Annotated in this window: 19 protein-coding genes; 17 read left to right on the top strand and 2 right to left on the bottom strand. The window is 49.5% G+C overall.

What is annotated here, in order from left to right; translation table 11 throughout:
* Positions 1 to 34 precede the first annotated feature (34 nt).
* From FDX14_RS11595 to traT, 14 genes are all read left to right on the top strand, one after another.
* Positions 35 to 652: a hypothetical protein gene (locus tag FDX14_RS11595; RefSeq protein WP_137349577.1), complete on the top strand. Its 618-nt coding sequence runs from the start codon at positions 35 to 37 to the stop codon at positions 650 to 652.
* Positions 653 to 753: 101 nt separating this feature from the next.
* Entirely contained in the window at positions 754 to 975 is a 222-nt protein-coding gene (locus FDX14_RS11590; RefSeq protein WP_103771745.1) for a hypothetical protein, read from the top strand.
* Between the two features lie 48 nt (positions 976 to 1023).
* Positions 1024 to 1347, top strand: a complete 324-nt coding sequence (locus FDX14_RS11585; RefSeq protein WP_137349576.1) for a hypothetical protein — start codon at positions 1024 to 1026, stop codon at positions 1345 to 1347.
* Positions 1344 to 2336 carry a conjugal transfer pilus assembly protein TraU gene (gene traU, locus FDX14_RS11580; protein ID WP_137349575.1) on the top strand — a complete coding sequence of 331 codons (993 nt, stop codon included), beginning with the start codon at positions 1344 to 1346 and terminating at the stop codon, positions 2334 to 2336. The genes FDX14_RS11585 and traU overlap by 4 nt, the downstream gene beginning before the upstream one ends.
* Positions 2337 to 2346: 10 nt before the next feature.
* Positions 2347 to 2967 (top strand): type-F conjugative transfer system pilin assembly protein TrbC, encoded by a 621-nt coding sequence (gene trbC, locus FDX14_RS11575; protein WP_103771748.1) that lies wholly within the window; start codon positions 2347 to 2349, stop codon positions 2965 to 2967.
* The gene (gene traN, locus FDX14_RS11570; RefSeq protein WP_137349574.1) at positions 2964 to 4832 is read left to right on the top strand and encodes a type-F conjugative transfer system mating-pair stabilization protein TraN; all 1869 of its coding nucleotides are present in this window, start codon (positions 2964 to 2966) and stop codon (positions 4830 to 4832) included. The genes trbC and traN overlap by 4 nt, the downstream gene beginning before the upstream one ends.
* Positions 4829 to 5611 (top strand): type-F conjugative transfer system pilin assembly protein TraF, encoded by a 783-nt coding sequence (gene traF, locus FDX14_RS11565; RefSeq protein ID WP_137349573.1) that lies wholly within the window; start codon positions 4829 to 4831, stop codon positions 5609 to 5611. The genes traN and traF overlap by 4 nt, the downstream gene beginning before the upstream one ends.
* A gap of 10 nt (positions 5612 to 5621) precedes the next feature.
* Positions 5622 to 6296, top strand: a complete 675-nt coding sequence (locus FDX14_RS25395; protein WP_252182528.1) for a hypothetical protein — start codon at positions 5622 to 5624, stop codon at positions 6294 to 6296.
* 1 nt (position 6297) lies between these two features.
* Positions 6298 to 6897, top strand: a complete 600-nt coding sequence (gene trbB, locus FDX14_RS11555) for an F-type conjugal transfer protein TrbB (protein WP_103771753.1) — start codon at positions 6298 to 6300, stop codon at positions 6895 to 6897.
* A 17-nt stretch (positions 6898 to 6914) separates the two neighbouring features.
* Positions 6915 to 7073 (top strand): hypothetical protein, encoded by a 159-nt coding sequence (locus FDX14_RS25165; protein WP_170973584.1) that lies wholly within the window; start codon positions 6915 to 6917, stop codon positions 7071 to 7073.
* Positions 7070 to 8434: a conjugal transfer pilus assembly protein TraH gene (gene traH, locus FDX14_RS11550; RefSeq protein WP_137349572.1), complete on the top strand. Its 1365-nt coding sequence runs from the start codon at positions 7070 to 7072 to the stop codon at positions 8432 to 8434. Before FDX14_RS25165 ends, traH begins: the two co-directional genes overlap by 4 nt.
* Positions 8434 to 11700: a conjugal transfer mating-pair stabilization protein TraG gene (gene traG / locus FDX14_RS11545; RefSeq protein WP_137349571.1), complete on the top strand. Its 3267-nt coding sequence runs from the start codon at positions 8434 to 8436 to the stop codon at positions 11698 to 11700. Before traH ends, traG begins: the two co-directional genes overlap by 1 nt.
* A gap of 2 nt (positions 11701 to 11702) precedes the next feature.
* Complete coding sequence (locus tag FDX14_RS11540) at positions 11703 to 12260, top strand: hypothetical protein (protein ID WP_137349570.1); 558 nt, start codon at positions 11703 to 11705, stop codon at positions 12258 to 12260.
* 301 nt (positions 12261 to 12561) lie between these two features.
* Positions 12562 to 13293 carry a conjugal transfer complement resistance protein TraT gene (gene traT, locus FDX14_RS11535; protein WP_049271085.1) on the top strand — a complete coding sequence of 244 codons (732 nt, stop codon included), beginning with the start codon at positions 12562 to 12564 and terminating at the stop codon, positions 13291 to 13293.
* A gap of 6 nt (positions 13294 to 13299) precedes the next feature.
* Here the strand turns inward: traT and FDX14_RS11530 are convergent, their stop codons facing one another.
* The gene (locus FDX14_RS11530; RefSeq protein WP_137349569.1) at positions 13300 to 13611 is read right to left on the bottom strand and encodes a CcdB family protein; all 312 of its coding nucleotides are present in this window, start codon (positions 13609 to 13611) and stop codon (positions 13300 to 13302) included.
* A complete protein-coding gene (locus tag FDX14_RS11525; protein ID WP_049271083.1) occupies positions 13608 to 13856 on the bottom strand; it encodes a type II toxin-antitoxin system CcdA family antitoxin in 249 nt (82 codons plus the stop codon). The genes FDX14_RS11530 and FDX14_RS11525 overlap by 4 nt, the downstream gene beginning before the upstream one ends.
* A 210-nt stretch (positions 13857 to 14066) precedes the next feature.
* Here FDX14_RS11525 and traD point away from each other — a divergent pair, with 210 nt between their 5' ends.
* From traD to FDX14_RS11510, 3 genes are read left to right on the top strand one after another with little or no spacing between them, the layout of a single operon-like run.
* Positions 14067 to 16643 carry a type IV conjugative transfer system coupling protein TraD gene (gene traD, locus FDX14_RS11520; RefSeq protein ID WP_137349568.1) on the top strand — a complete coding sequence of 859 codons (2577 nt, stop codon included), beginning with the start codon at positions 14067 to 14069 and terminating at the stop codon, positions 16641 to 16643.
* A complete protein-coding gene (gene traI / locus FDX14_RS11515) occupies positions 16640 to 22057 on the top strand; it encodes a conjugative transfer relaxase/helicase TraI (RefSeq protein WP_137349567.1) in 5418 nt (1805 codons plus the stop codon). The genes traD and traI overlap by 4 nt, the downstream gene beginning before the upstream one ends.
* Positions 22058 to 22091: 34 nt before the next feature.
* The gene (locus FDX14_RS11510; protein WP_137349566.1) at positions 22092 to 22877 is read left to right on the top strand and encodes a DsbA family protein; all 786 of its coding nucleotides are present in this window, start codon (positions 22092 to 22094) and stop codon (positions 22875 to 22877) included.
* Positions 22878 to 23121: the final 244 nt, after the last annotated feature.

Here is a 23121-nt window from a genome sequence, read left to right as displayed (position 1 = left end):
CGAGACAGAGATTATGTCAGCGATGGGTCTATTAATGGCTCTGGTCGTAATACTGTACGCCTGCTTTTTCCTCATTTGGGCAATGAGAAAAGATCGCCAGAACAGTGATATCTCTGTTCCACGGGCATTTTTTGAGGATGAACCTCCTGTAATGGGGGGCTGGGAAAAACATGCTTATCCTCTTACTCAGGTGATAGTCAGTGTGAATGCTCAGCCACACACGATAACCCGCGACCTGGTGTTTTGTCTTGAACGCGCTGCCAGCTGTATCACGAGTAACGAACTGCCGGGGAATGCTGAAGGATTTCATTATCGTGGTGACTATGGAAATACCGGTTTAGCGTTTCCTGAATACTCCGTTCACTGGCATGTTCATGCACGTTTGTGCTTTGAATCCCCCGGCTTTTTTCCGGAAGGTGCTGGGTGTACGTTACCCCCGTTGATAAAAATGGCCGGCTATCTTGCTGAAGGCAGTCTGGCCCGTCATATCGTCGTTATTGTCCAGGGTACGAAGCACACTTCTCGTGAGTTCCTTTCCCGGTATCTCACTGATGCGGCGAACTCCATCGCCACTGGCGCGACCGAGGGTTCTGAGTTTGACGATGACAGTGGCTACGCATTCATTGTTGTTCAACCAGTATCAGTAACATGATGATTATTTACTCTATTTGATATTCAACATGTCCGGCAGCTGGACATCGTTTTGCACCTCAGCAAGCCCTCATTTTTTTTAAATCCAGACAAGGTAAATCCATGAAAAAAGACCCTGAAGGTGAAAAGGGCCGGAATATTTCCATCTCGTCACTACGTCATGATGAAGGTTCAGCCAGAAGGCTGGATGAGATCCTCAATGAGAACCCTCTCTACAAACCTTCAGCCGTAATGCGTGGTGGCATTCTTGCCCTGTATGAAATGACTCAGGAACAGCGACTGGCCATCATTATGAAAGCTGCCGCCAGTGCTAAAAACCACTGATATTTCCCTGCCCCCGCAGATCTGATGGTGGCACATCCGGAGATCCCCATGACCTACTTTGAACCTGTAAAGGCGGTTGCAGTAATCCGTGACACAAACGGCTTCTGGACTCACCCACACTACTTTAAACCTTCATGTGATGAGGCCTCCCGGTCCGATTTCGATGAATGGCTACGCATGAATCAACTTGTCTGTGCACTTCGCTGGCTGGAGAACGATGCGCCTCCGCAGGTTATTGAAGCCTGGGAAAACGGAGCATCAGATATTCGTGAATGGCAGCCATCATCTCCTGCAGAAGAGGGCTGGTTTATTGGCTCGATACACGACACTGAAGACGGACCTGTTTGCGTGTGGCTCAGGGGGGTGGCATGAAACGCTTTGTCTGGTTCTCCACATTACTTCTGGTACTGGCCTGGACGCCAGCGCCGGTGTTTGCCTCAAGTAATGCCGGCGAGGGAAGGTGGGTGAATCCGATTTCGGATATTTGCTGGAAATGTATGTTCCCCATGTCAATTGGTAGCATCAAACTTGCTTCAGGCCCTCTGCCTGACACCAGTAATCCATCCTCCCCCATACAAATTTGCCCTGTTGGAATATTGTACCGCATCGGGCTGGCAATTGGATTCTGGGAACCGATGGCGATGGTCGATGTCACCCGTGAACCTGGCGTTATGGTGAACATGGGCGGATTTAAAATTGATCTCGGTCGGACGGGTATCGGAACGGCTGGCCAGAGCGACCGTCCTGCTGCTGGCACGTTCTATCATGTTCACTGGTACAAATACCCACTAATTTTCTGGCTTAACATTATCACCAGTCTTGGCTGTCTGCAGACAGGGGATCTGGATATTGCTTACCTTTCAGAAATCGATCCATTGTGGAATGACAGCACGCTGTCCATGATGATCAATCCGGAAGCCTCACTTTTCGGAAATCTGATTGCGCAGGCAGCATGCGCGGCGGATTCTGTGGCAAGTGCAGTCGGCCGCCCATTGGCCCCATTATTCTGGTGTGCGGGCAGTCAGGGGTCGATGTATCCCATGACAGGCTATACCAGTGGTGAGTTTTCCCCTCTTGAATCATCACTTCTGGTCAGTGAACGCATGGCGTTCAAGATGCACCGTGAAGGTCTGGTCTGGAATTCAATTGGCGCGGATAACGCAGTCTGCAACCAGTATCCATCCCCCATAATTCCGAAAGATCGCTGGCGTTACCAGATGGTGAATATGTTCCCGGAGAGCACAAATTGCCACGCTTTTGGGGCCACCACTCAAACCTGGGGGATTAAACATAATACCCCCAATTCAAAAAAGAATTTCGGTTACCTCTTCTGGCGCAAACGTAACTGCGTTTTTCTGTAAGGAATTAACAATGAAAACAATCAAGTGCCGGGTGCTGCTTGCCAGTACTCTTTTATTCTGCACATCGTTTGTATCAGCCAGTGAGCAGTCTGCTGTGTCCGTCAGGGATATGTCGTGGATAAAACAGCAGCAGCAAGAACTGGAAGCATTTAAACAGAATCTCCAGGGCCAGACATTACCCCTCCCGATCGAACAGCAGAGACAGATTAACCGTCTTCAGGAGGACATTTCCCGTCAACAACCCTCTGCCCAAAACGGGGAAAAACACACATTTCCTGCCATCTACTTTGTCAGTCTTGGCCTGCCTCGCGAGGGGTTGTTACCCATGCTTCGTGATGCAAACCGCTATGGCATTCCCGCCACTCTCCGCGGGCTGGTTAACAACGATATGCGTAAGACAGCTGCGACGATATTTGAACTGGCTAAAGAAGATAAAAACATTGGCGTGCAAATCGATCCGACGCTGTATACCGAATATCACATTACTGTCATACCGGCTCTGGTGGTTACCTGTCCGGGACATTTTGATGTTATTCGCGGCAGCCTTCCTCTCAGGCAGGCCCTGGAAAGGGTGGCTGAACGTGGAGACTGTGCAGCAACAGCAAGACAGTTGTTGAAGGAGGGAGAATGAGAGCATTTTGGGGAGGGCTGATACTCCTGTTGCCGTTACTGGCTGTGGCCGATACAACCAGTGATGCTTTTAATGCCGGGGCAGAATTTGGCAAAGGAAATAAAGGGCAGGGCACTAATAGCCTGAATAATCCGGATCCGGTGACAGGGAGCATTCCCGGATACACCGCGACACCACCTGAAACAGGGTATTACGGCGGAGTTAAAGGCGATGATGCCGGACTTGCAAATAAAGGTATGGAAGGGTTGCTGAACAGTAACGCAGGGCAGGCAGTTATCGATGCCGGTACTAAAAACCCGTTACCCGTTATCGATCCCAATGCTCCTTTTATTACAGCAGGCAAGGATGCTGAATCAAACGCTGAGGGGATGGTCAACGGAACCGGAAACCCTCAACAATGCCAGGAAACAAACGTTTCAAAGTCCGAATTCGTGAAATATACCTGCGAGCGTGACGCCTGGATAGAACAAAGCTGTAGCCGTACTGCAAAAATTGTTATTGAGGGGGATTCCACCTGGGAAACTCAGACGTTGCAATACGAACTCTACGATATACCCATGCAGGAAATTAACGGACGAAATGTCGTCACCATCGTTCCCCAGGTGAGCGGGGAAATTATTCAGGCCACTTATTCATGGCAGGATAACAAAGGTAACAAACCCCGTTTCTTCATGAATGTTTCCATTCTGGGGGCAGAAATTCCCTGGCACAATAAAGGCAATTACCAGAATGTCAGCTTTACACCCGTACCGGCGACGCTGACCGCCGGCGTTGCTTTTACGTCATCTCATCCGCATGAACTCAGGGACGGTTCGGGCCGACAGAAATTTTATAAACATGTCCCGATGTCTATCCGTCTGGTCCTGCGGGTGAAGAAAAATAACAGTGTGCCCAAAGTTGAATGGACTGAATCGTGCGGATTCCAGAAAAGCAGAAGCGCTCTTGCAGCCAAAAGTACACCTGTCTTTGTATCAAGCACCTGCTCAGTGGCCGGAGGGTACAGACCAGTGACTATAGACGGTGTTGTCCAGCAGGTGTGGAGTGATTGCTGGGAGTATCTGGATCAGTATCTGGTTCAGTCAGGTTCAAACGGCACCTGCGAGCCACTGATGAATGATCCAGCATGTACCGTGACGGGAACGCAGTGCCTTACGCAAAACGGGAGTTATTGCGAGCATGAGAGGGTGAACTACGAATGTCAGCGTAAGTTCACTTCTGGTGGGGTTATCTGCGGTGGTGATTATTTTTGTAAAACAGGCGACTGCAGTGATACAGATGGTGCCGGAGACAGTGGTTTTGACGAAGCAGTATCGAAACTGGCAGGACTGGCATCCGCAGCTGATGATGTTAAAAATGGCCAGAATGCCGTGGATGTCAGGGCATTTACCGGGAAAGTGACCAGTTGCCGTAAAGCTATTGCCGGCTTTTCTAACTGCTGTAAAGACTCCGGATGGGGCCAGGACATCGGTCTGTCGGCTTGTAACAGTGAAGAACTGGCGTTGGGCAAAGCGAAAGCTAAAAAAATTACGGTCAGTGTTGGTGAACGCTGCGATCGTGAGGTTCTGGGGGCCTGCCTTCAGAAGAGTAAAGTTTACTGCGTGTTCGAAGGAAAACTGGCTCGTATTATTCAGGAGCAGGGGCGTCGTGACCAGCTTGGTGTTGGGTTTGGAAGTGGTAAGAATCCTGACTGTCGGGGAATAACTATCCCTGAGTTACAAAATATTAATTTTGACTTAATTAATTTTTCTGACTTCTACAGTGACCTGATGGATAACCAGAAAATCCCCGATTCATCGGTAATGGTTAAACAGGTGAAAGATCGCATTGCGGCACAGGTACAGCAAAATCAGGGAGGGAAAAAATGAGGCAACTCATATCCTCGCTCCTGGTGCTGGCAATCAGTTTGCCTGCAATAGCCGATGAGATTGTGAAACCGGCAGATCCCTTCACTGGCTGGTTCTGGTACAACGAACCAAAAACACCACCTGAAAAACCACAAAAGAAACAACAACATCCACCGTCGGTTATTCCTGATCTCAGCAAGATGACTGCCCAGGAACAGGCAAAGGTGCTCAGGGGATACACAATGGAGGCGCTTAATCGCGCCATCCTGTATCCCACGAGGGAAAATACTGCCACATTCCTGCGCTGGCAGAAGTTCTGGACGGACAGGGGATCGATGTTCAGTCAGTCCTTTGCAGCAGCACAGTTGAGTCATCCTGACCTGGATTACAATCTGGAATATCCTCATTACAACAGCATGGCGCCGTTCGTGCAGACTCGCGATCAGCAGGCCCGGCAGAAAGCAGTGGAACAGATGGCGCAACAATACGGTCTTTTCTACTTCTACCGTGGCAGTGACCCGATTGATATCCAGATGGCCGGTGTGGTGGCTGATTTTGCAAAGTCCAACGGGATATCGCTGATTCCGGTTTCGGTAGATGGTCAGGTGGCGGCATCACTGCCACAAAGTCGGCCAGATTCAGGGCAATCCCACGCAATGAACATATCCCATTTCCCGGCGCTGTTTCTGGTAGATCCGAAGAATAAAAACTACCGCGCGTTGTCCTACGGCTTTATGACGCAGGACGACCTTGCTAAACGCTTTCTGAACGTATCCAGCGGGTTCAAACCCGGCTCTTAAGGATTATTCCGTGAACAAATTTGAATATGCACGTGCTGTGCGTACGTTGTCGCGTGTCGCTTTTTTTTCTCTGGTGACGGCCCCCTCTCTGATGATGTTCGTACTTTTCATCACGCTGACATTTAACAATTCGATAGCTGGTAGTTTCCTGTCAACAGCCAGGTCTCTTATCGACGGCGCTCCGGATGGGATGGTAATTAGTTCAGTGTGTGACATACCGAAGATGTCACCTGACGACTTATCTGATGAGAAGTCTATTCCATCTTTATCGGCTGAGGATTCCTTTTCCCATCCGGGTTCCCCCGTGTATTTAGCAAAATGTATCACAGGGATGAAAGCCGCCTCTGAATGGCAGAGGGAAACTGACAGTACTATCCGACATCTATATCTGCTTTCTGTGGTTATGGGATTAATTGTTTCGTGGTTGTTCAATGGCGCACGCATCCCTGCCCGTTTCTTTATCAGGAGAATGAATTCATGTTTTGTGAGGCTAATTCATCTTCTCTGGTGGGGAATGGTGGCTAAGTGCCTGAATTATAGGATTTCATATCCGGTAACGTTCACTCAAAGCTTGTTGATTTGGAGCTGTTATCTGATGTGGACACTGGCAGTGTTGCTCATGGTTATAGCCAGCGTGCATGAATGGCAGGCTGAAGCACGCAGCCTGTCCAGAAAGGGGGCATAGTATGAAAAGTAAAATTGTCGCCAGTCTTTTTATGTTGTTTCCCCTGATGGTCAGTGCTGGCGTGAGGGATGAACTTGCGGCTCTGGATGCAGCTAAAAGGAAGCCCCAAGAGGTGATGCCCTCAATACAACAATCTTCAGTAAAACAACCCAGCCTGATGGCATTACCAGACGGTCGCCAGGTGAACATGAAGGATTATGCAGTTGTATTGTTTATGCAGGCACACTGCCAGTACAGCGCGAAATTTGATCCACAACTTAAGGATTGGGCCGATCAGCACGATATCAAAGTATATCCGTATACGCTCGATGGCGGCGGTGACCCTTCATACCCTTCACCAATGATACCGCGCAAAACGGATCAGGCTTCCCCAATAGCAGATGAAATAGTCACTTTCTTTGGTAATGGTTTGCCTATTGCCACGCCGACGGCCTTCATGGTGAACGTAAACACGCTCAAGGCTTATCCGCTAACCCAGGGTGTGATGGACATTCCTGTTCTTGAAAGCCGTATGGCCAGTCTTATTCAGGCCGATCTGGATAACGTTGACCCGAAAACGCTGCCGCCCATGCCAGCAAGTTCGCAGCTCACACCTCAGTAATACAACCGGACTACAACATGATCACTTATACGTATGCACTAGCGCGTACCGAACGCGTCTGTCTTTTGTTCAGTATTACGTTGCTGGTATCCGCGACAATTTATGGCTTGTACTGCCGGACACTACGCATTGCGGATTTCTCTTCAAAAGCCGACTTACAGGGGAAACCGTTATGATTAAATCACTGGCAGTGGCCGCAGGTATTTTTATTACAGGTTTATCAGTATCTCCTGCCCGGGCTGATGTTAATGGTGACCTGAACGGGTTTTTTGGCAGTCTGGGATACAGCGGAAACGTCTCACAGGCTCAGGCCTGGCAGGGACAGGCGGCGGGTTACTTCTCTGGCGGTTCGGTGTACCTGCGAAATCCAGTCAAAAACGTACAACTTATTTCGATGCAGTTGCCTTATCTCAATGCCGGCTGCGGTGGCATCGATGCGTATCTCGGCTCATTCAGTATGATCAGCGGCGAAGAAATTCAGCGCTTCGTTAAACAGATAATGAGTAATGCGTTGGGATATGCTTTTGATCTTGCCCTCCAGACGATGGTCCCCGAGCTGAAGCAGGCTAAGGACTTCCTGCAAAAACTGGCCAGCGATGTGAACTCGATGAACATGAGCTCGTGTCAGGCTGCTCAGGGCATCATAGGTGGGTTATGGCCAGTGACGCAGGTATCACAACAAAAGATTTGTCAGGATATTGCCGGCGAAACCAATTTGTTTGCAGACTGGGCCGCATCTCGTCAGGGCTGTACGGTCGGCGGGCAGAGCGACAGTGTGACTTCCCGGGCTGGCGATAAGCAGAAAGATCAGGTTCTGAAAAACAAGAACCTCATCTGGGATTCACTTAGCAAAAATGGATTACTAAGTGGTGACCGCGCCCTGAAAGAGCTGGTAATGAGTACCGTCGGCTCAATCATTTTCAACAGGAATGGTGATGTCACTATCCTGACACCGCTGGTTGATAACCGCGACCTCATTAAGGTGTTGATGCGTGGCGGTACAGCAAAAGTCTACGGATGTGATGAAGCCTCACTCTGTCTGAATCCGGTCGTCACCAACCTCAGTATCTCCGAATCAAGCGCCCTTGTTACCCTGGTTAAAAACCTGATGATCTCCATGCAGAACAAACTGGTGGATGACAGACCGTTGACCGATCAGGAAAAAGGGTTTGTGAACACCACGTCGGTTCCGGTGCTGAAATATCTGACCAACGCTCAGAGCATGGGAATGAGTGCGACCTATCTGCTGCAGGTGTCGGATTTTATCGCTCAGGATCTGATGATTCAGTATCTCCAGGAGTTGGTTAAACAGGCCAGTATGTCCCTGGCGGGTAAAAATTTTCCGGAAGAAGCCGCTGCGAAGCTGCGTGACAACGTTATTCACGCGCAGGGCCTGCTGGCTGACATGAAACTGCAGTCAGCGGCAGATCAGAATGCGCTGGATGGTATCGACCGTAATATGCAATACCTGCAACAGCAGGTGTCCACCATTGTTTCCGGCTCATACCAGAGCAACTACCATTGGGGTGATCGCTGATGCTTGAGATTTACACCATTTACGGCGGGGGAATGTGGAAAACGGCGCTGGACGCCGTTGTTACCCTCATAGGTGCCAGTACATTCAGTACGCTGTTGCGCATGGCAGGAACCTTCGGGGTACTGGCTGCGCTGATCATGTTTATCAAACAACGTAACCCTATGGTGTTTGTACAGTGGCTGGCTGTTTTCATGATTATTACCACTATTTTGTTAGTTCCGAAGCGTTCCGTTCAGGTGATCGATATATCTGATCCTGCAGCTGTCTGGAAAACCGATAATGTTCCGGTTGGACTGGCTGGTATTGCATCTCTGACGACAAGTGTCGGTTATAAGATGACTACGTTATATGATTCTCTGATGGCCCGCCCGGACTCGGTAACCTACAGCAAGACGGGGATGCTTTTTGGTTCACAGATAGTGGCCGAAACGAGTGACTTCACGACACAGAACCCGGAGCTGGCACAGATGCTGCCGGATTATGTGGAAAACTGCGTCATTGGTGACATTTTGCTGAACGGAAAATATACCGTAAACCAGCTGCTGAATTCATCAGACCCACTCGCGCTTATTACCAGTAACCCAAGTCCGTTGCGTGGAATATTTAAAACATCCTCCACAACGAGACAGTTTATAACCTGCCAACAGGCTGCTGGCGAAATCAAAACGCTGGCAAATGTTGAAGCAAATCCTGGTAGTGCAACTTTTACCTGGCTGACGAAAAAGATATTCGGCAATAAGCTGAATGGTGCAACGTTGCTGTCCAGTGCGATGGGGGACAGTTACGGCTTCTTTTATGCAGGGGGGATGACTGCCGCGCAGATTATGAAGAACAATATCACCAACAGTGCGATACGTCAGGGAATTAAAGGATTTGCAGCTCGCTCATCAGACACCGCAAACCTGCTGAATCTGGCAACAGAAAATGCGGCCACCAAACAACGTCTCAGTTGGGCATCAGGGAACGAACTGGCAACACGCACGCTGCCATTTGCACAATCATTGTTGATGTTGATCCTGGTGTGCCTGTTCCCGCTGATGATTGCTCTGGCGGCCACAAACCACAGCGTTTTCGGACTTAATACGCTGAAGATTTACGTGAGTGGTTTTATCTATTTTCAGCTTTGGCCAATCATGTTTGCCATTCTGAACTATGCCTCAAATTACTGGCTGCAGTCGAAAACTGGAGGGACGGCTCTTGTGCTCTCCAACAAAGATATTGTGGCGTTACAGCATTCGGATGTGGCGAACCTGGCAGGATACCTTTCGCTTTCAATTCCGGTACTCTCGTTCTACCTGACCCGGGGAGCTGCGGCAATTGGATCGCAGGTCGCCGGCGGTATGCTCAGTTCTGCGGCCTTCACGTCTGCCGGTGTGTCTTCTACAACAGCTGATGGAAACTGGTCGTTTAACAATATGTCGATGGATAACGTCAACCAGAACAAAATGGATACAAATCTGGTACAGCGTCAGGGTCAACAGACATGGCAGGCAGATAATGGTTCTACACAGACAATGACTGCCGGTGGCCATACCGTTATTGATGGCTCTGGTGCTATGTCTAATCTCCCTGTGAATATGAAACTCAGCCAACTGGCCAGCAGTGGATTCCAGGAGTCGGCGCGTCAGTCGCAGGTACAGGCGCAAACTGCACTGGATGGTTATAACCATAGCGTGACCAGTGGCTGGTCCCAACTGGCGCAGTTATCTCGCCAGAGTGGTACCAGTGACAGCCTGAGTTCAGGCAGTGAAAACAGCCAGGCAACAAATGCTACGCGCGGTGCAAGCATGATGATGTCCGCAGCGGAGAGCTACGCCAAAGCAAACAATATTTCCACGCAGGAAGCATATAATGAGCTTATGTCAAAATCAGTTGAAGGTAGTGTTAATGCTGGCGTGAAGGGTAAAATTAATACTGGTGACCAGGCATTTGGCAAAATTGGCAAATGGGCAACAGGAGTATCGGTTGAGGGATATGGAGGAGTTGAGGCTAAGGGAAGTAGTGGAAGTTCTCATGGTACTCAGGAGACTAACTCCAGTACACAGGATATGCGGCATGACAAGAACAGTCAGGCTGTAAATGATTTCCGTCAAGGGATGGATATGGTTACCAGCAGTCGAGTGAGTGATGGATCAAATCATACAGAGAATGCAGGAACTAGCGACGTTCAGCAATTTGCAGCCACGCTTAATGATGCGGAAAGCAAATATCATCAGTACACCACCAGTTCGACACAAAGCAATGAATTCAGCCGTATGGCCACTATTGCACAGAACCAGAGTGCTAGTCTGGATACCAACTACACTCAAGAGTTTGTGGATTGGGCCGCTAATAAGTATGGTGACAAGGCTCAGAGCATGCTGACAAGTGCTCCAAGTGCACGCGAAGCGGCAATGGAATTTGTGAATGAACGTTTGAAACCTGAAATTGCCGGAGATTATCAGCAGGGCCGTTCAGACCTTGTAACCGGTTCAGAACATGAACCATTCAGTGGGAAACATATCGTGCATCCTGCTCAAAGTAATCAGCAAATGATAGGAAACTCAGATACACAAGGGGGAATGCATTACAGTTCGTCTGGAAGTTCAGAAGGGGTAACCAGTACATCTTCTGGCGACTCACATTTATATGGCGATCAGAACATGCCAGTAAGGCAAGATACTTCTGCCCGAGCAACCGAATCGTCCTTAGCAGATTCGGGACATAGTTACAGCGATGGACAGACAATGAGAACTGCAGAGAATCATAGCGACCATACTGGAAATCAATATGGTGGTGAAGAATATCGTTCAGCCCCAGTAGTTAAAACTCATCGCGGTGAAAACCATTCAGTAGGTAGCAGAGAGTATGCCTCTGAAACCGTACAAGTAGGTAAGGCGATAAACATCACCGCTGACAGAACTGCCGCGGGCGGGCGTATCATCGGCAATGATATGTCAGATTCTTTTAAGGATAATCAGGAAAAGCTGCGCGAACAAAGAGGACAGGTTTTTGAGTCTCAAAATGAATTAAAGCGTAGGGCTGCAGAACAAAGATCTGATATTCAGAATAATATCAACAATTCTGCTGGAGAAATTGATAAAAAACAATCCACTGTTCAGGTATCCAGTGATATTCTTAAAGGCGAAAGCGAAAATATTAAATCTCAATTTTTAGAAGGTAAGCGCGCAGAAGATTTAAGACAAACTGCATTGCCTATTCTCCACAGTGATGAGATTGAGAAACATAAGCAAAACATTGAAGAATTGAGAAAGAGAGTGAGGTAAAAATGCTGACATTCAACGACGTTAATCGTGATATTAAAGCTATTTTAGATGGTGTTTCTGACAATAATCGACCTGTGCCATCAGCGGTTAAGACAATGAGATCTGCATTAACTTTGCCTGCGATTGGTAGTCTTCTCTCTGCATTAACATTTGGTATAGTATGTGCCAACCTTAACCACAGAAATTTAAGTGTCAGCCTGTTTATAGAGTATTTTTTCTCAGGTGGAGCTATACCAGTTTATATGTCTATAGTAGCAGGTCTTTTCCAGTACATGTTGTTGCTTCCTTACATTGGTCTTTACAATTTGATACCTCAAGATATCAGGAAAAAAAACCCGCTGATAATTCATTTTAAAAGTGCTTTGTTTAAGGGCAGTGTGTTGTACATCTGTGCATTAGTGGTGACATGCTTGATGTCTTTCTACAATCCCATTTATTTATTATCAACACCAATTCTGATGATTGTGGCAATTTTTGTTACTTCAATTACTGTTAATTTAAAAGTGACAAAATATGGGGTTGCACCATTGTTAAAAAAAATCAAAAACAATCTGAGTTAAGTATGATTCCAATTATAAGCCTGTATTCTTTTAAAAGAATGCGGGTTTTTATTTTAATTTATATTAATAAGTGTTTAACTGCTTGAATTAGTGGGGTTGTTTAAGGTTTTAAATAGGTGTTTCATTATTTCATCAGTGGTTATTAGTAATTAAACTTGTTAGCAATCCTTATATATTGAGGCTTGAATGTTGCTTATTGATTCCCTATTGAGATAATTCTTAAAGTAATGCGCTATATCAATGAATTTTAGACTGAATTTCAGGATAAGTAGTGCGCTGGCAAAAATAAACAGGATAAACCATGAAATTAAAACAATATGCAGTTGTAACTTTAGTTGCCTCTACCCTGGTGCTTTCTGGCTGTGGTGCCATGTCCACTGCTGTGAAAAAGCGCAATCTTGACGTGAAGACTCAGATGAGTGAAACAATCTGGCTGGAGCCATCCTCAGAGAAAACTGTTTATCTCCAGATTCGCAATACGTCCGACAAAGACATGTCAGGCCTGCAGGCGAAAATTACCAGTGAACTGGCTGCAAAAGGTTACCGTGTTTCCAGTTCTCCGGATACGGCCTACTACTGGATTCAAGCCAACGTCCTGAAGGCAGAGAAAATGGACCTGCGTGAATCTCAGGGCTTCCTAAAAACGGGCTACGAAGGAGCCGCGATGGGTGCAGCTCTTGGAGCTGGCATCACTGCGTATAACTCAAGTTCCGCAGGTGCCACACTCGGAGTTGGTCTGGCCAGTGGCCTAATCGGTATGGCCGCTGATGCGATGGTTGAAGATATTAATTACACGATGGTAACCGATCTACAAATCTCTGAACGCAGTAAAGCCACTGTCACAACGGATAATGTTGCCGCTCTGAAGCAAGGAACCTCTGGAGTTAAGGTGCAAACGAGCACTGAACAAGGTAACAGGGCAAAATATCAAACCCGCGTGGTGTCAAATGCCAACAAGGTAAACCTCAAGTTCGAAGAGGCGAAGCCAGTACTTGAAGCACAACTGGCCAAATCTATTGCCGGTATTATGTAACTCCTTTCAACTTCCCGTTGTCAGGAAATCTACCGCACTGACGATGAGATCTCTCATCTCAGGGCGGTAACTGTGAATATCCTCCTCATCAAGCTCATGAAGATAGACGGTCTGAATCAGCTGCGTCATCAGAATGTATCGTTCACCATCGATGTTAACGACCGGATTGATCTTGCTCATTCCGGGTAATGACGGACGCCATCTGACAAAAGGAATGATGACGCGTGTATTGAGATCGATTAGCTGGTCGGTCTGAGCTATGACGAAATACGGATATTCCGGATTATCCAGCCTTCTGAATACTGTTCCCTGATTCATTTAAAGACTCTCAGTGCTGCGCTGCTACCTGGAATAATGTGTTCGGCTGTGAACTTGTTCATGGCATCAATAGCCGCTTTATTCTCCTGTCGCCACCTGGCCTGACGTTCAGCACGTACCACGTCCTCAAGGGCAGAGTTGAGAGCAGCTGAAAGGTTGATATTCAACATCTTCGCTTCGTCCACCAGGGCGGCATCCAGCGAAATATTGGTGCTTCTTTTGCGCGACCGCATAGTCGTATTCATTGTTAAATCCTCTGCGCATCATGTATGCGCATAAATATAGCGCATTTTAGCTTCGCAGCGTAAGTGCCCATCGTTATTCCTGTGAAATTTCGCTTCCTCGCATGACTGCACAGGCGCAGCCATGCCTGCGGCGAGCGCTGGAATTTCTTATTAACCAACCATTTTGTCTCGTTGCCGATCAGGCAATGCGAGTACTGCCGGGTAAATTCTATGAGTTTTGCAGGTAAAAATCTCACTCAGGGTGGGCAGATGACTGCCTATCGCTGGCGCATGTTCTTTCAGGTCAACAACTGGATTGGATTCTGGATATTCATCCTGTTTGCGGTGCTGGCTGCCATCATCTTTTTCTTGCGTATACCACAGGAAGTCCTGGATAACGGCTCACTGTGGTGGTTTGCCAGCATTAACAGCAGCTTCATCGACCTGATGCCGCCGGGCACGCCAAAACTCTATGACATTCATTACTGGTATGCCGCCACTCAGACGCAGATGGTCCTGAAAATGACCCTGCCACAGATACACACAGACCCTTACATGATGGCTATGGGAGAGCAGTTTTTTAATGAACTGCAGTGGGCCGTGCTGGTCAGTGGGGTATTCAGCATATGTGTATTTGTCGGCATCGCCTGGTACATAGCCGACATTGGCCGCAAAGAGAGTGAAGACCAGTATATATCTGGTATGCAGCTGACGGAAAACCCGGCGGAGGTGAACCGGCTGCTGCGTAAGAACCGGGAACTGTCCGACTTACGTGTGGGTGAACTGCACATGGTCAGGATGGCCGAAGTAATGAATTTCCTGATCCACGGCACGATTGGTGTAGGTAAGTCGACACTTATTCGCTGGCTGCTGGAATTTATACGCAAACGTGGTGATCGGGCCATTATCTATGATTCTGGCTGCACATTTACCGAAACTCACTATAACCCCCGCAAGGATTTCATTCTTAACGCTCATGATGAACGTTGCGCCAATTGGGATATGTGGGGCGAGTGTGTTGATGCTGTGGATTATGACAACCTTGCAGCAAGCCTTATTCCCGTTGAAGGAGAATCCGATCCCTTCTGGGTATCCAGTTCCCGGACTATTTATGCCGACCTCGCGATAAGGATGTCTGCGGATCCGGAACGCAGCATTGAGAAATTTCTCAAGACATTGTTATCCCTCAGCATGAAAAGCCTGCGTGAATATCTGGCCAACACCCCATCGGCCAACCTGGTTGAAGAAAAAATTGAAAAGACCGCCATATCGATCCGCTCAGTGGTCACCAACTATGCCAAATCGCTGCGTTACCTGCAGGGACTGGATGACGGTACCAAACCGCCATTTACCATCCGGGAATGGATGATACAGCCCCGGTATGACAACAGCTGGCTCTTTATATCCACACAGGCCCGACACCGAAAAAGTGTCCGGCCTCTGATATCTCTCTGGTTATCACTGGCCACCTTGTCTTTACAGAGTATGGGGGAGAACAGCGACCGCCGGGTGTGGTTTATCTGTGACGAAATTCCCAGCCTTCAGCGTATTCCGGAGTTGGCAGAAACGATGGCTGAAGCGCGCAAATTCGGGGGCTGTTTTGTCCTGGGAATGCAGAACATGGCGCAAATGATCCACGTCTATGGCCGTGAGCTGGCCAAAAGCATATTCGACCTGATGAACACCCGCATGTATGGCCGTTCACCAAGCGCGGAAATGGCCAAAGTGGTGGAAGACGAGTTGGGGCATCAGCGCAAACGAAAAATTCGTGAGCAGAACAGCTACGGTCTGGATCAAGTCCGTGATGGTGTGTCGCTGGGTAAGGATGAGGTTAACGATCCGATTGTCGATTACGACCAGATTATGCGTCTGCCTAACCTGAGTTTCTACGTTCGTATGCCGGGCGAATATCCGGTTGTCCGTCTGAAACTCAAATACCGTAAACAGAAGAAAAACCATCCCGGACTGATTGAAAGGAACATTCGCGATGCACTGAGTCCCGAGCTGGAAAGGGTGATTCAAAAAAACGAGCGGGCAACCTCAGCCGCCGGTTTATCCTTCCCTACCGGTGAAGAAATACTGGAAATGGCGAGTGGTAATGCATCTGCTTCTACAGGCGATACAGTCATTACTTCCCATCCTGCAAACGCTGTGACAACAGAAAAAGAAACGCCACCGGCAGACGTTGCTCCTGTATCTGCCCGGATCACTAAACCAGTGCCGCAGCCGGAACGCATTGTTTCTCCACCAGTGGGAACCGATAAAAAATCCCGTGACAGGCAGATTTCCTCCGGCGTGGAGACAAATAATGTGTTTCCTCTGTCTTTCACCCGGAAAACACCACAGGAAACACCGGTACCTTCCGTTTCAGTAAATGACGCCCCCGGCTCTGTAGAGCCTGCCATTCCTGTCGTGCCTGATTCTGTTGTTCAGGACAGCACTCTGCCAGCGGCATTGCGTAGTCTCCGTCACCGTACGTCTGGTACAGAAAAGCCAGTCACTTCAGCCCTGGATATGTTGCAAAAAGCTCGCCAGAGACCAACAGCATCTGGCAACGACCCGCAAGGTGAAGAAGACGCTGCAGGGGAAACGATGAACCTGGAGGCTCGTATCACCCCGAATAGTGAGGGGGGAGTGACGGTCACGACATCAGGAAAAAAAGCCCAGGCAGACGTCAGTCAGGAATCGCATCAGGCGAATAAACACCTCGCTCATGACGAAGAAAACATTTTACTGCACCGCCATCCTGACGACCCGGGTTACGGCGAAAACGATCAACATTATGACGACAGAGAACCTGAATTATGATGTCAGTCGCCCCTATTGGCTCGGCAGCCGACGCTGCCGGCTATTACAGTCATTCCGACAACTATTATTTCCTCGGTAACCTGCAAAGTCTCTGGATGGGGGAAGGTGCTGACGTGCTGGGCCTCGATGGTCAGGTCAGGGGAGATGACCTGACCGCTGTACTGGAAGGCCGCTTACCCGATGGCTCCCGCCTGGGTAAAGAAATTAATGGTAATCATGTTCACAGACCCGGGCATGACCTGACCTTTTCCGCACCCAAAAGTGTCTCAATACTGGCCCTTATTGGAGGGGATAAGGAGATGCTGGAAGCCCATAACCATGCTGTTCGTATTGCGGCGGGTTATGTTGAGAAACTGATTTCTGTCCGTGATACGAAAGATGGTGTCACCTCCATCGTTCACACCGGCAAAATGGTAGCCGCAGCATTCACTCATGATACCTCAAGAAACCTTGACCCTCAGCTGCACACACACCTTCTTGTCGCCAACATGACAGAACAGGATGGAAAGTGGAAAGCACTGGCCACCGACTATATCCATAATGCCGGTTTTATTGAGACGGTTATGAAAATGCAGGTGACGCTCGGGAAAATTTACCGGAGTGCTTTGCGAAGTCGTGTGGAGGCGTTGGGCCATGAGGTAGAGGAAGTCGGTAAACATGGCATGTGGGAAATAAAAGGCGTCCCGGAAGAAGTCCGGGAGGCGTTTTCCTCACGCGGACGGGAAATTCAGGGGGCAATCGGCGCTGAGGCCACGTTGCGCAGCCGAGATGTGGCCGCAAAAGATACCCGTCGTGCCAAAGTTGATCCCTCGAGGCTGCGTCTCATGGAGCGCTGGCAGGAGCAGATGAAAGAGAAGGGGTTTGATCTCAGGGCCTATCAGGAAAGCGTTCAATCACACGAACACCCTGCCCAGGAAAAGGTATCGGAAGCAGAGAATTCGCTCAGCAACACAGCTGTAAGGCCGGGTTTTCCCACATCAAAAACGCCGGAACGGGTACCCGGTAACGAGGGGGAGAAAACGGCTTCACAACCGCGTGACAGCAGGGCATATCGCACTCTGGACAGCCGCCTCGGTGAGTCACTCCCTGCCCCGGAAGTGATAGATGCTGTCCGTCAGGCTATCTCACAACTGAGTGACAGCAAAACACGTTTCACCTTTGGTGAGCTGATGCTGACAACGGCCGAACTGAGTGAAAAACTACCTGAAATTAAAGACATTCGCGCCGCCATTGATGCGTCACTAAAAGACGGCATGATTGTGCCCCTGGACAGCGAGAAAGGGGTATTCACGTCAAGGATCCACTTGCTGGATGAATTGTCTATTCAGGCTCTGAGCCAGGAGCATATTAAATCGACAAGCGTGGTCAGTTTTTCCCGACCGGAGCTGTATGCGCCCCCGGCACTGGCCGTTGTGGAACAGGACTCTCTGGTACTGATGAATGCGCCGTCAGGTGTCGCGGGCATCCGTGACCTTGCCACTCAGCTTACCGGTATCTCTACATCACTTGGTCGGGATGTTCAGGTCCTGGCCAGTTCCGCTGAACGTGCCATATCACTGGAGAAATCAGACGTACTGCGTGACCGTATTATCAGTCGCCAGCATATCTTGAGCGGCGACTTTCACCTCAAATCCCAGAGCACGCTGATTGTTGAAGGTGCTGAACGTCTGGGACTTAAGGAAACGTTGGTTCTTCTGGGTGAAGCCCGCGCTCAGGATGCTCAACTGGTCTTCCTTGACAGCGCCGGTCGTCAGGCAAACGGTAATGCCATGTCGGTACTGGAGTCCGCTGGAATAAGCCGCTCCCGTCGGACAGAACCTGCTCCCGGGCTGGAAGCAACGGTGGTCAGTATTCCGGACAAACGTGATCGATATGAATCGCTGGCTACCCGTTTTGCCGATCTGAATGGAGGAAACGAAAACGTCACCGCCGTAGTGGTCGGAAAGCGTGAACAGACACACCTGACGGGGTTAATCCGTAATGCGCTGCAAAATGCCGGGCAACTGGCCCGTGATGGTGTGGACATCGAAGCCAGACAACCCGTCTGGCTCGATAAGCGAACTCGCCGGATGCCTGGTTCTTATCGCCCAGGCTTGGTACTTGAGGATCGTAGTGATTCCAGAAACCGCCAGTCTTACGTGATTGATCGGGTGCATGAGGATACCCGAGTACTTTCACTCATTGACGGGGATGGGGTGCTTACCCGGATGAAATTAAGTGATGTCACAGCAGACTGGCGTCTTTTTAACCGTGAAACACTGAATGTTTCTTCCGGAGAAAGACTTCTGGTTGTAGCCGGAGATCGTGAGCACCACCTGAAAGCTAAAGACCGACTCGAAGTAACAGGGATCAGCGAGAAGGGAATTGAGGTCAGGCGTGGTGAGGATGTGCTGACGCTACCTAAAAACCAGCCATTGTATGTGACGCATGCTTATGTGAGCGCCCCTGGAGGACGGGATAACGATACCGGCGTGGTGCTGGCCGCACTGAACAGCCGGGATATATCAACACAGACCATGAATTCACTCGCGCAGAGTGGCCATCGCGCGGAGATTTTCACTGCAGAGGTGCAGGACAGGGCAGAGGCGCGACTGCAAAGGATGAAAACGAATGTGTCGCCCGTGCAGTTGGTTCGCACACTCAGTGGGCAGGATAATGTCAGTAGCGCGGTTGAAACCCTGCAAGACAGCGTACGTACTGAGGCCGGGCTTGCTGTCTGGCGCGCGGTCAACGACCAGAGAACGGTGGCGTTCAGCCCGCTGGATCTGGCTAAAGATGCTGTGAAATATCATCCTGACCTGGATGCAATCGGGCTTGAAATTGGCTCAATGCTTAAAACCGGTGAGCTGTTGCAGGTTTCACTCAGCGGAGAGCCCAAGCTGGTAGCCCGTTCAACCTGGGAGATGGAAAAGGCAATCCTGCGTGTCGTGGAACAGGGGAAAAACACGCAGTTACCGTTACTCGACCATGTCCCTGAAGGTGTCATGAACGGACTAACTGAGGGGCAGAGAAAATCCACCACACTGGTGCTTGGCAGTACTGATCAGTTTATAGGGATTCAGGGGTATGCCGGTGTAGGGAAAACAACACAAATTAAGGCAGTTATTGCCGCATTGGATACTCTGCCTGCAGACGTACGTCCGGTACTGACAGGGCTGGCACCGACACACCAGGCGGTGAAAGAGATGAGTGATGTAGGTGTCCAGGCACAGACAATTAAATCATTTATTGTGGAGCATGAGCAGGCGACAGCAGGTGGTGAGAAACCTGATTATAAAGGGCAGGTGTTTCTTATTGATGAATCCTCAATGGCAGGAAACCAGGATACTGCTGCGTTGTTTCAGGCTATTGCGGCAGGGGGAGGCCGCGCTGTTTCTATGGGGGACATCGACCAGTTCGAATCTGTCGATGTTGGTGCCCCCTTTAAACTGATGCAGGAACGCAGCCCGATGGACGTGGCCATCATGAAGCAGATAGTTCGTCAGAAAGATGTCCAGCTACGAGGGGCGGTTCATGACATTATCGATAATCGTATTGATGCAGCCCTGAAACGTATTGAAGCCCAGCCCGGTGACCGCGTGTCGCGTAATCCCGATGTGATAGTGCCTGCCAGCGCCTTTCTGGAAACGGCCTCGCCGGTGGATGATATTGTGGCAGACTGGACGGGCCGGACACAGGATGCACGTGCCCGCACTCTTATCATTACTCAGCTTAACGCGGACCGCCGGGCGGTAAACGCCGGCATTCATGCCTCGCTGGCTGAGCGTGGAGAGCTGGGTGAGAACGCGGTCAGGGTACCTGTGCTTGAGAAAATCACGCATACACGTCATGAGTTCAACCAGACTCAGGCCTGGCTGGCGGGAATGGTGGTTAAACGCGGTGATCGTTATCAGGATGTACTGGCTGTTGACCGTAATGGCAGTACCGTAACAGTGCGTGATGAAGAAGGCAGAATTGGCCTGTATTCACCCCGGGAGCTTATTACCGGTGATGTGCAGCTGTTTCACCGACGGGAGATAGAAGTCAGAGCCGGTGATTTACTGAAATTTACGGCAACCGATCGTGATTTGGGCCAGACAGCGAATAAGCGATATACCGTCGAGTCAGTCAGTGAGACAGGTGATATCCGGCTTAAGGGCGAAGCAGGACGCATAACCATTAACCCGAAAGACGTTCGCGCACAGCAGCACATAGACTACGGCTGGGCTGTAACCGGGTATGGCGCACAAGGTGCCAGCACCGATTACGTGATATCTCTGGAAGGCACAGAAGAAGGGCGTAAGGCACTGGCCACCCGCCGGGCCTTTTACATATCCGCTTCGCGTGTGAAAGAGCACGTCCAGATTTATACCGACGGTAAGCAGGACTGGATCAACGCAGTCAAATCCCCGGAACGTGACATCAAAACCGCCCACGATGCGCTTGCACCTGAAACGCAGCGAAAACAGGCAAAAGCCATCTGGTCAATGGGACAGCCAGTCAGCAAGACTGCAATTGGTCGGGCCTGGATGCGACACCAGAATATGCATGAGTCATCCCTTACCGCAAAAATTATCCCTGCAACCCGACGTTTTCCGGAGCCGGCTCTCGCTCTGCCTGTCTATGACAACAATGGTAAAAGCTCAGGGCTGGCCCTGGTTTCTCTGGTAGCCAGTCCTGAAGGGAAACTGACACAGGGCGAGATCCGCATGGTGATGAGTGAACGCGGTCGTGGAGCTCTGCTGCAAAGGAGCAAGTCCGGGAATACGGTCGTTGTAAGCGAACTGTCGGTGGCGCTCGATGCGGCCCGCAACCGTCCGGAGGATGGTGTGGTCTGGCAGGTTGGACCGGAGTCACCTTCAGCACAATTGATTAAAGTGAGTGGCGGTGAACGTCGGGAGCTCGAAGAAATAAGTGTTCAACGTGTCAGCCGTCAATCTGCTGAATTCATTCTGCCTGAAACCGAACAAAACGCCGATAAAAATGCTCCGGTCGATATCAGCCTTATTCGTGAGCAGGATGAAGCCCGTAAGCGCACAGAAGAGTCTCTGGCTGTCAATGCCGGTAAAACATCAGGGGAAGCTGCAGAGCCGTTGTCGGTGAAAATGATTCACCAGCCTGCCGAAGAACTGAACATCAAACCGGAGATTTATGATGCTGACGGACAGAAAGATATTTCTGAACCCGATAAAAACACTCTCAGAAGAATAGCTTCAGCAGAGGACAAGCAGGATCTTGAAGCGGCAAGATTACTACGGGCCGGGCAGGAAATTGATACCGAACATGGTACTGAAATTTCCGGCGTATCCCGTCAGGTGACAGAACTTGCTCGTAATGAACGGGATATAGCGTGGCAAACTAACAGTCCTGACCAGGGCCGTATGCCGGAACGTGAAGAACAGTCACTGACCCGTAACATTCAGAAAGAACGCTAATCCCCAATCCGCCATTGAAAGTGAGAAACCATTTATGAAGAGAACGATCTTATCTCTGTTAATCGTTGCCACATCCAGTTTTGTAAGTTTTACGTCACCGGCTGCAGCCCCACAATCCCCATTCACGCCGGAGCAGGAAAGAAGAATCGGTGAGATTGCTGCAGACTACCTGGTGGCACATCCTGACGTTCTGATAACCGTCAGTAAAAAAATTCAGGAACAACAGCGACAAAGGGTGCAACTGAATTATGCCGTTCGGGCGATGGACAATCAAAAACTGCTGCTGAATGACGCTGATACGCCAGCTACAGGGCCTGTGCATGCAAAAGTGGCGGTTATAACATTTTTTGATTACCAGTGCGTGTTTTGCAGCAGGCTGGCTCCAGATCTGGAAAAAATCATGCTCGCGCGTCCGGATGTTCTCTATGTCTTTAAAGAATTACCAATCTTTGGTGATCGTTGGGAAAATTCCCGGAAAGCAGCTGAACGTGGCTTATCTGTCTGGAAGCAAAAGGGGGCTGATGCGTATATGACTTACCATAATGCCATTTACAGAACAGGCCATGATGAAGGAAAACTAAGCGCAGAAGATATTTCAGAAGCTTCCCGTCAGGCGGGCTGGAAGGCTGTCCCCGGGACAGAGAATTTCACCCCAGCGCTTTCCCGAAACAATGAACTGGCCGCAAAGTTGGGACTCACAGGCACCCCAGGCATTATTGTTATGCCCGTCAGCGACGCGATACCTCAAAAAATCACTGTGTTCCCGGGCTTTATTCCCGCAGAAAAAATTCTGTCCGCCATCGATAAGGCATCCAGGTAACACCCGCCCCGACCTGACAACAGTTTCCCGCCAGAAAACGTTGTCAGACAGTACTGGTTCGTTCCTGCCTTTAAAAGATCTCGCAACTTTGCGTACCCTATGCCTGATTTTGTGAGAAACGCATCCAGACATACCTCATGAAGTAGATTATTTCTAGCTCAACTGAACGCGATCCAGTTGCTTTTCGTCACGATCCTCGATCTTCTCGTATGGAAAATTTACGAGTGAAAAGGTAAACTTCCTG

This window comes from Citrobacter sp. wls710, assembly GCF_005281115.1.
Taxonomy (GTDB): domain Bacteria; phylum Pseudomonadota; class Gammaproteobacteria; order Enterobacterales; family Enterobacteriaceae; genus Citrobacter; species Citrobacter werkmanii.
The sequence above is the reverse complement of the archived record's forward strand: the minus strand, read 5'-3'. Positions and strand labels throughout refer to the sequence as shown.

Excerpts from the sequence above, each read along its gene's own strand:
- FDX14_RS11595 (WP_137349577.1), top strand. The coding sequence starts at position 35 with ATGGCTCTGGTCGTAATACTGTACGCCTGCTTTTTCCTCATTTGGGCA.
- FDX14_RS11590 (WP_103771745.1), top strand. The coding sequence starts at position 754 with ATGAAAAAAGACCCTGAAGGTGAAAAGGGCCGGAATATTTCCATCTCG.
- FDX14_RS11585 (WP_137349576.1), top strand. The coding sequence starts at position 1,024 with ATGACCTACTTTGAACCTGTAAAGGCGGTTGCAGTAATCCGTGACACA.
- traU (WP_137349575.1), top strand. The coding sequence starts at position 1,344 with ATGAAACGCTTTGTCTGGTTCTCCACATTACTTCTGGTACTGGCCTGG.
- trbC (WP_103771748.1), top strand. The coding sequence starts at position 2,347 with ATGAAAACAATCAAGTGCCGGGTGCTGCTTGCCAGTACTCTTTTATTC.
- traN (WP_137349574.1), top strand. The coding sequence starts at position 2,964 with ATGAGAGCATTTTGGGGAGGGCTGATACTCCTGTTGCCGTTACTGGCT.
- traF (WP_137349573.1), top strand. The coding sequence starts at position 4,829 with ATGAGGCAACTCATATCCTCGCTCCTGGTGCTGGCAATCAGTTTGCCT.
- trbB (WP_103771753.1), top strand. The coding sequence starts at position 6,298 with ATGAAAAGTAAAATTGTCGCCAGTCTTTTTATGTTGTTTCCCCTGATG.
- FDX14_RS25165 (WP_170973584.1), top strand. The coding sequence starts at position 6,915 with ATGATCACTTATACGTATGCACTAGCGCGTACCGAACGCGTCTGTCTT.
- traH (WP_137349572.1), top strand. The coding sequence starts at position 7,070 with ATGATTAAATCACTGGCAGTGGCCGCAGGTATTTTTATTACAGGTTTA.
- traG (WP_137349571.1), top strand. The coding sequence starts at position 8,434 with ATGCTTGAGATTTACACCATTTACGGCGGGGGAATGTGGAAAACGGCG.
- FDX14_RS11540 (WP_137349570.1), top strand. The coding sequence starts at position 11,703 with ATGCTGACATTCAACGACGTTAATCGTGATATTAAAGCTATTTTAGAT.
- traT (WP_049271085.1), top strand. The coding sequence starts at position 12,562 with ATGAAATTAAAACAATATGCAGTTGTAACTTTAGTTGCCTCTACCCTG.
- FDX14_RS11530 (WP_137349569.1), bottom strand. The coding sequence starts at position 13,611 with ATGAATCAGGGAACAGTATTCAGAAGGCTGGATAATCCGGAATATCCG.
- FDX14_RS11525 (WP_049271083.1), bottom strand. The coding sequence starts at position 13,856 with ATGAATACGACTATGCGGTCGCGCAAAAGAAGCACCAATATTTCGCTG.
- traD (WP_137349568.1), top strand. The coding sequence starts at position 14,067 with ATGAGTTTTGCAGGTAAAAATCTCACTCAGGGTGGGCAGATGACTGCC.
- traI (WP_137349567.1), top strand. The coding sequence starts at position 16,640 with ATGATGTCAGTCGCCCCTATTGGCTCGGCAGCCGACGCTGCCGGCTAT.
- FDX14_RS11510 (WP_137349566.1), top strand. The coding sequence starts at position 22,092 with ATGAAGAGAACGATCTTATCTCTGTTAATCGTTGCCACATCCAGTTTT.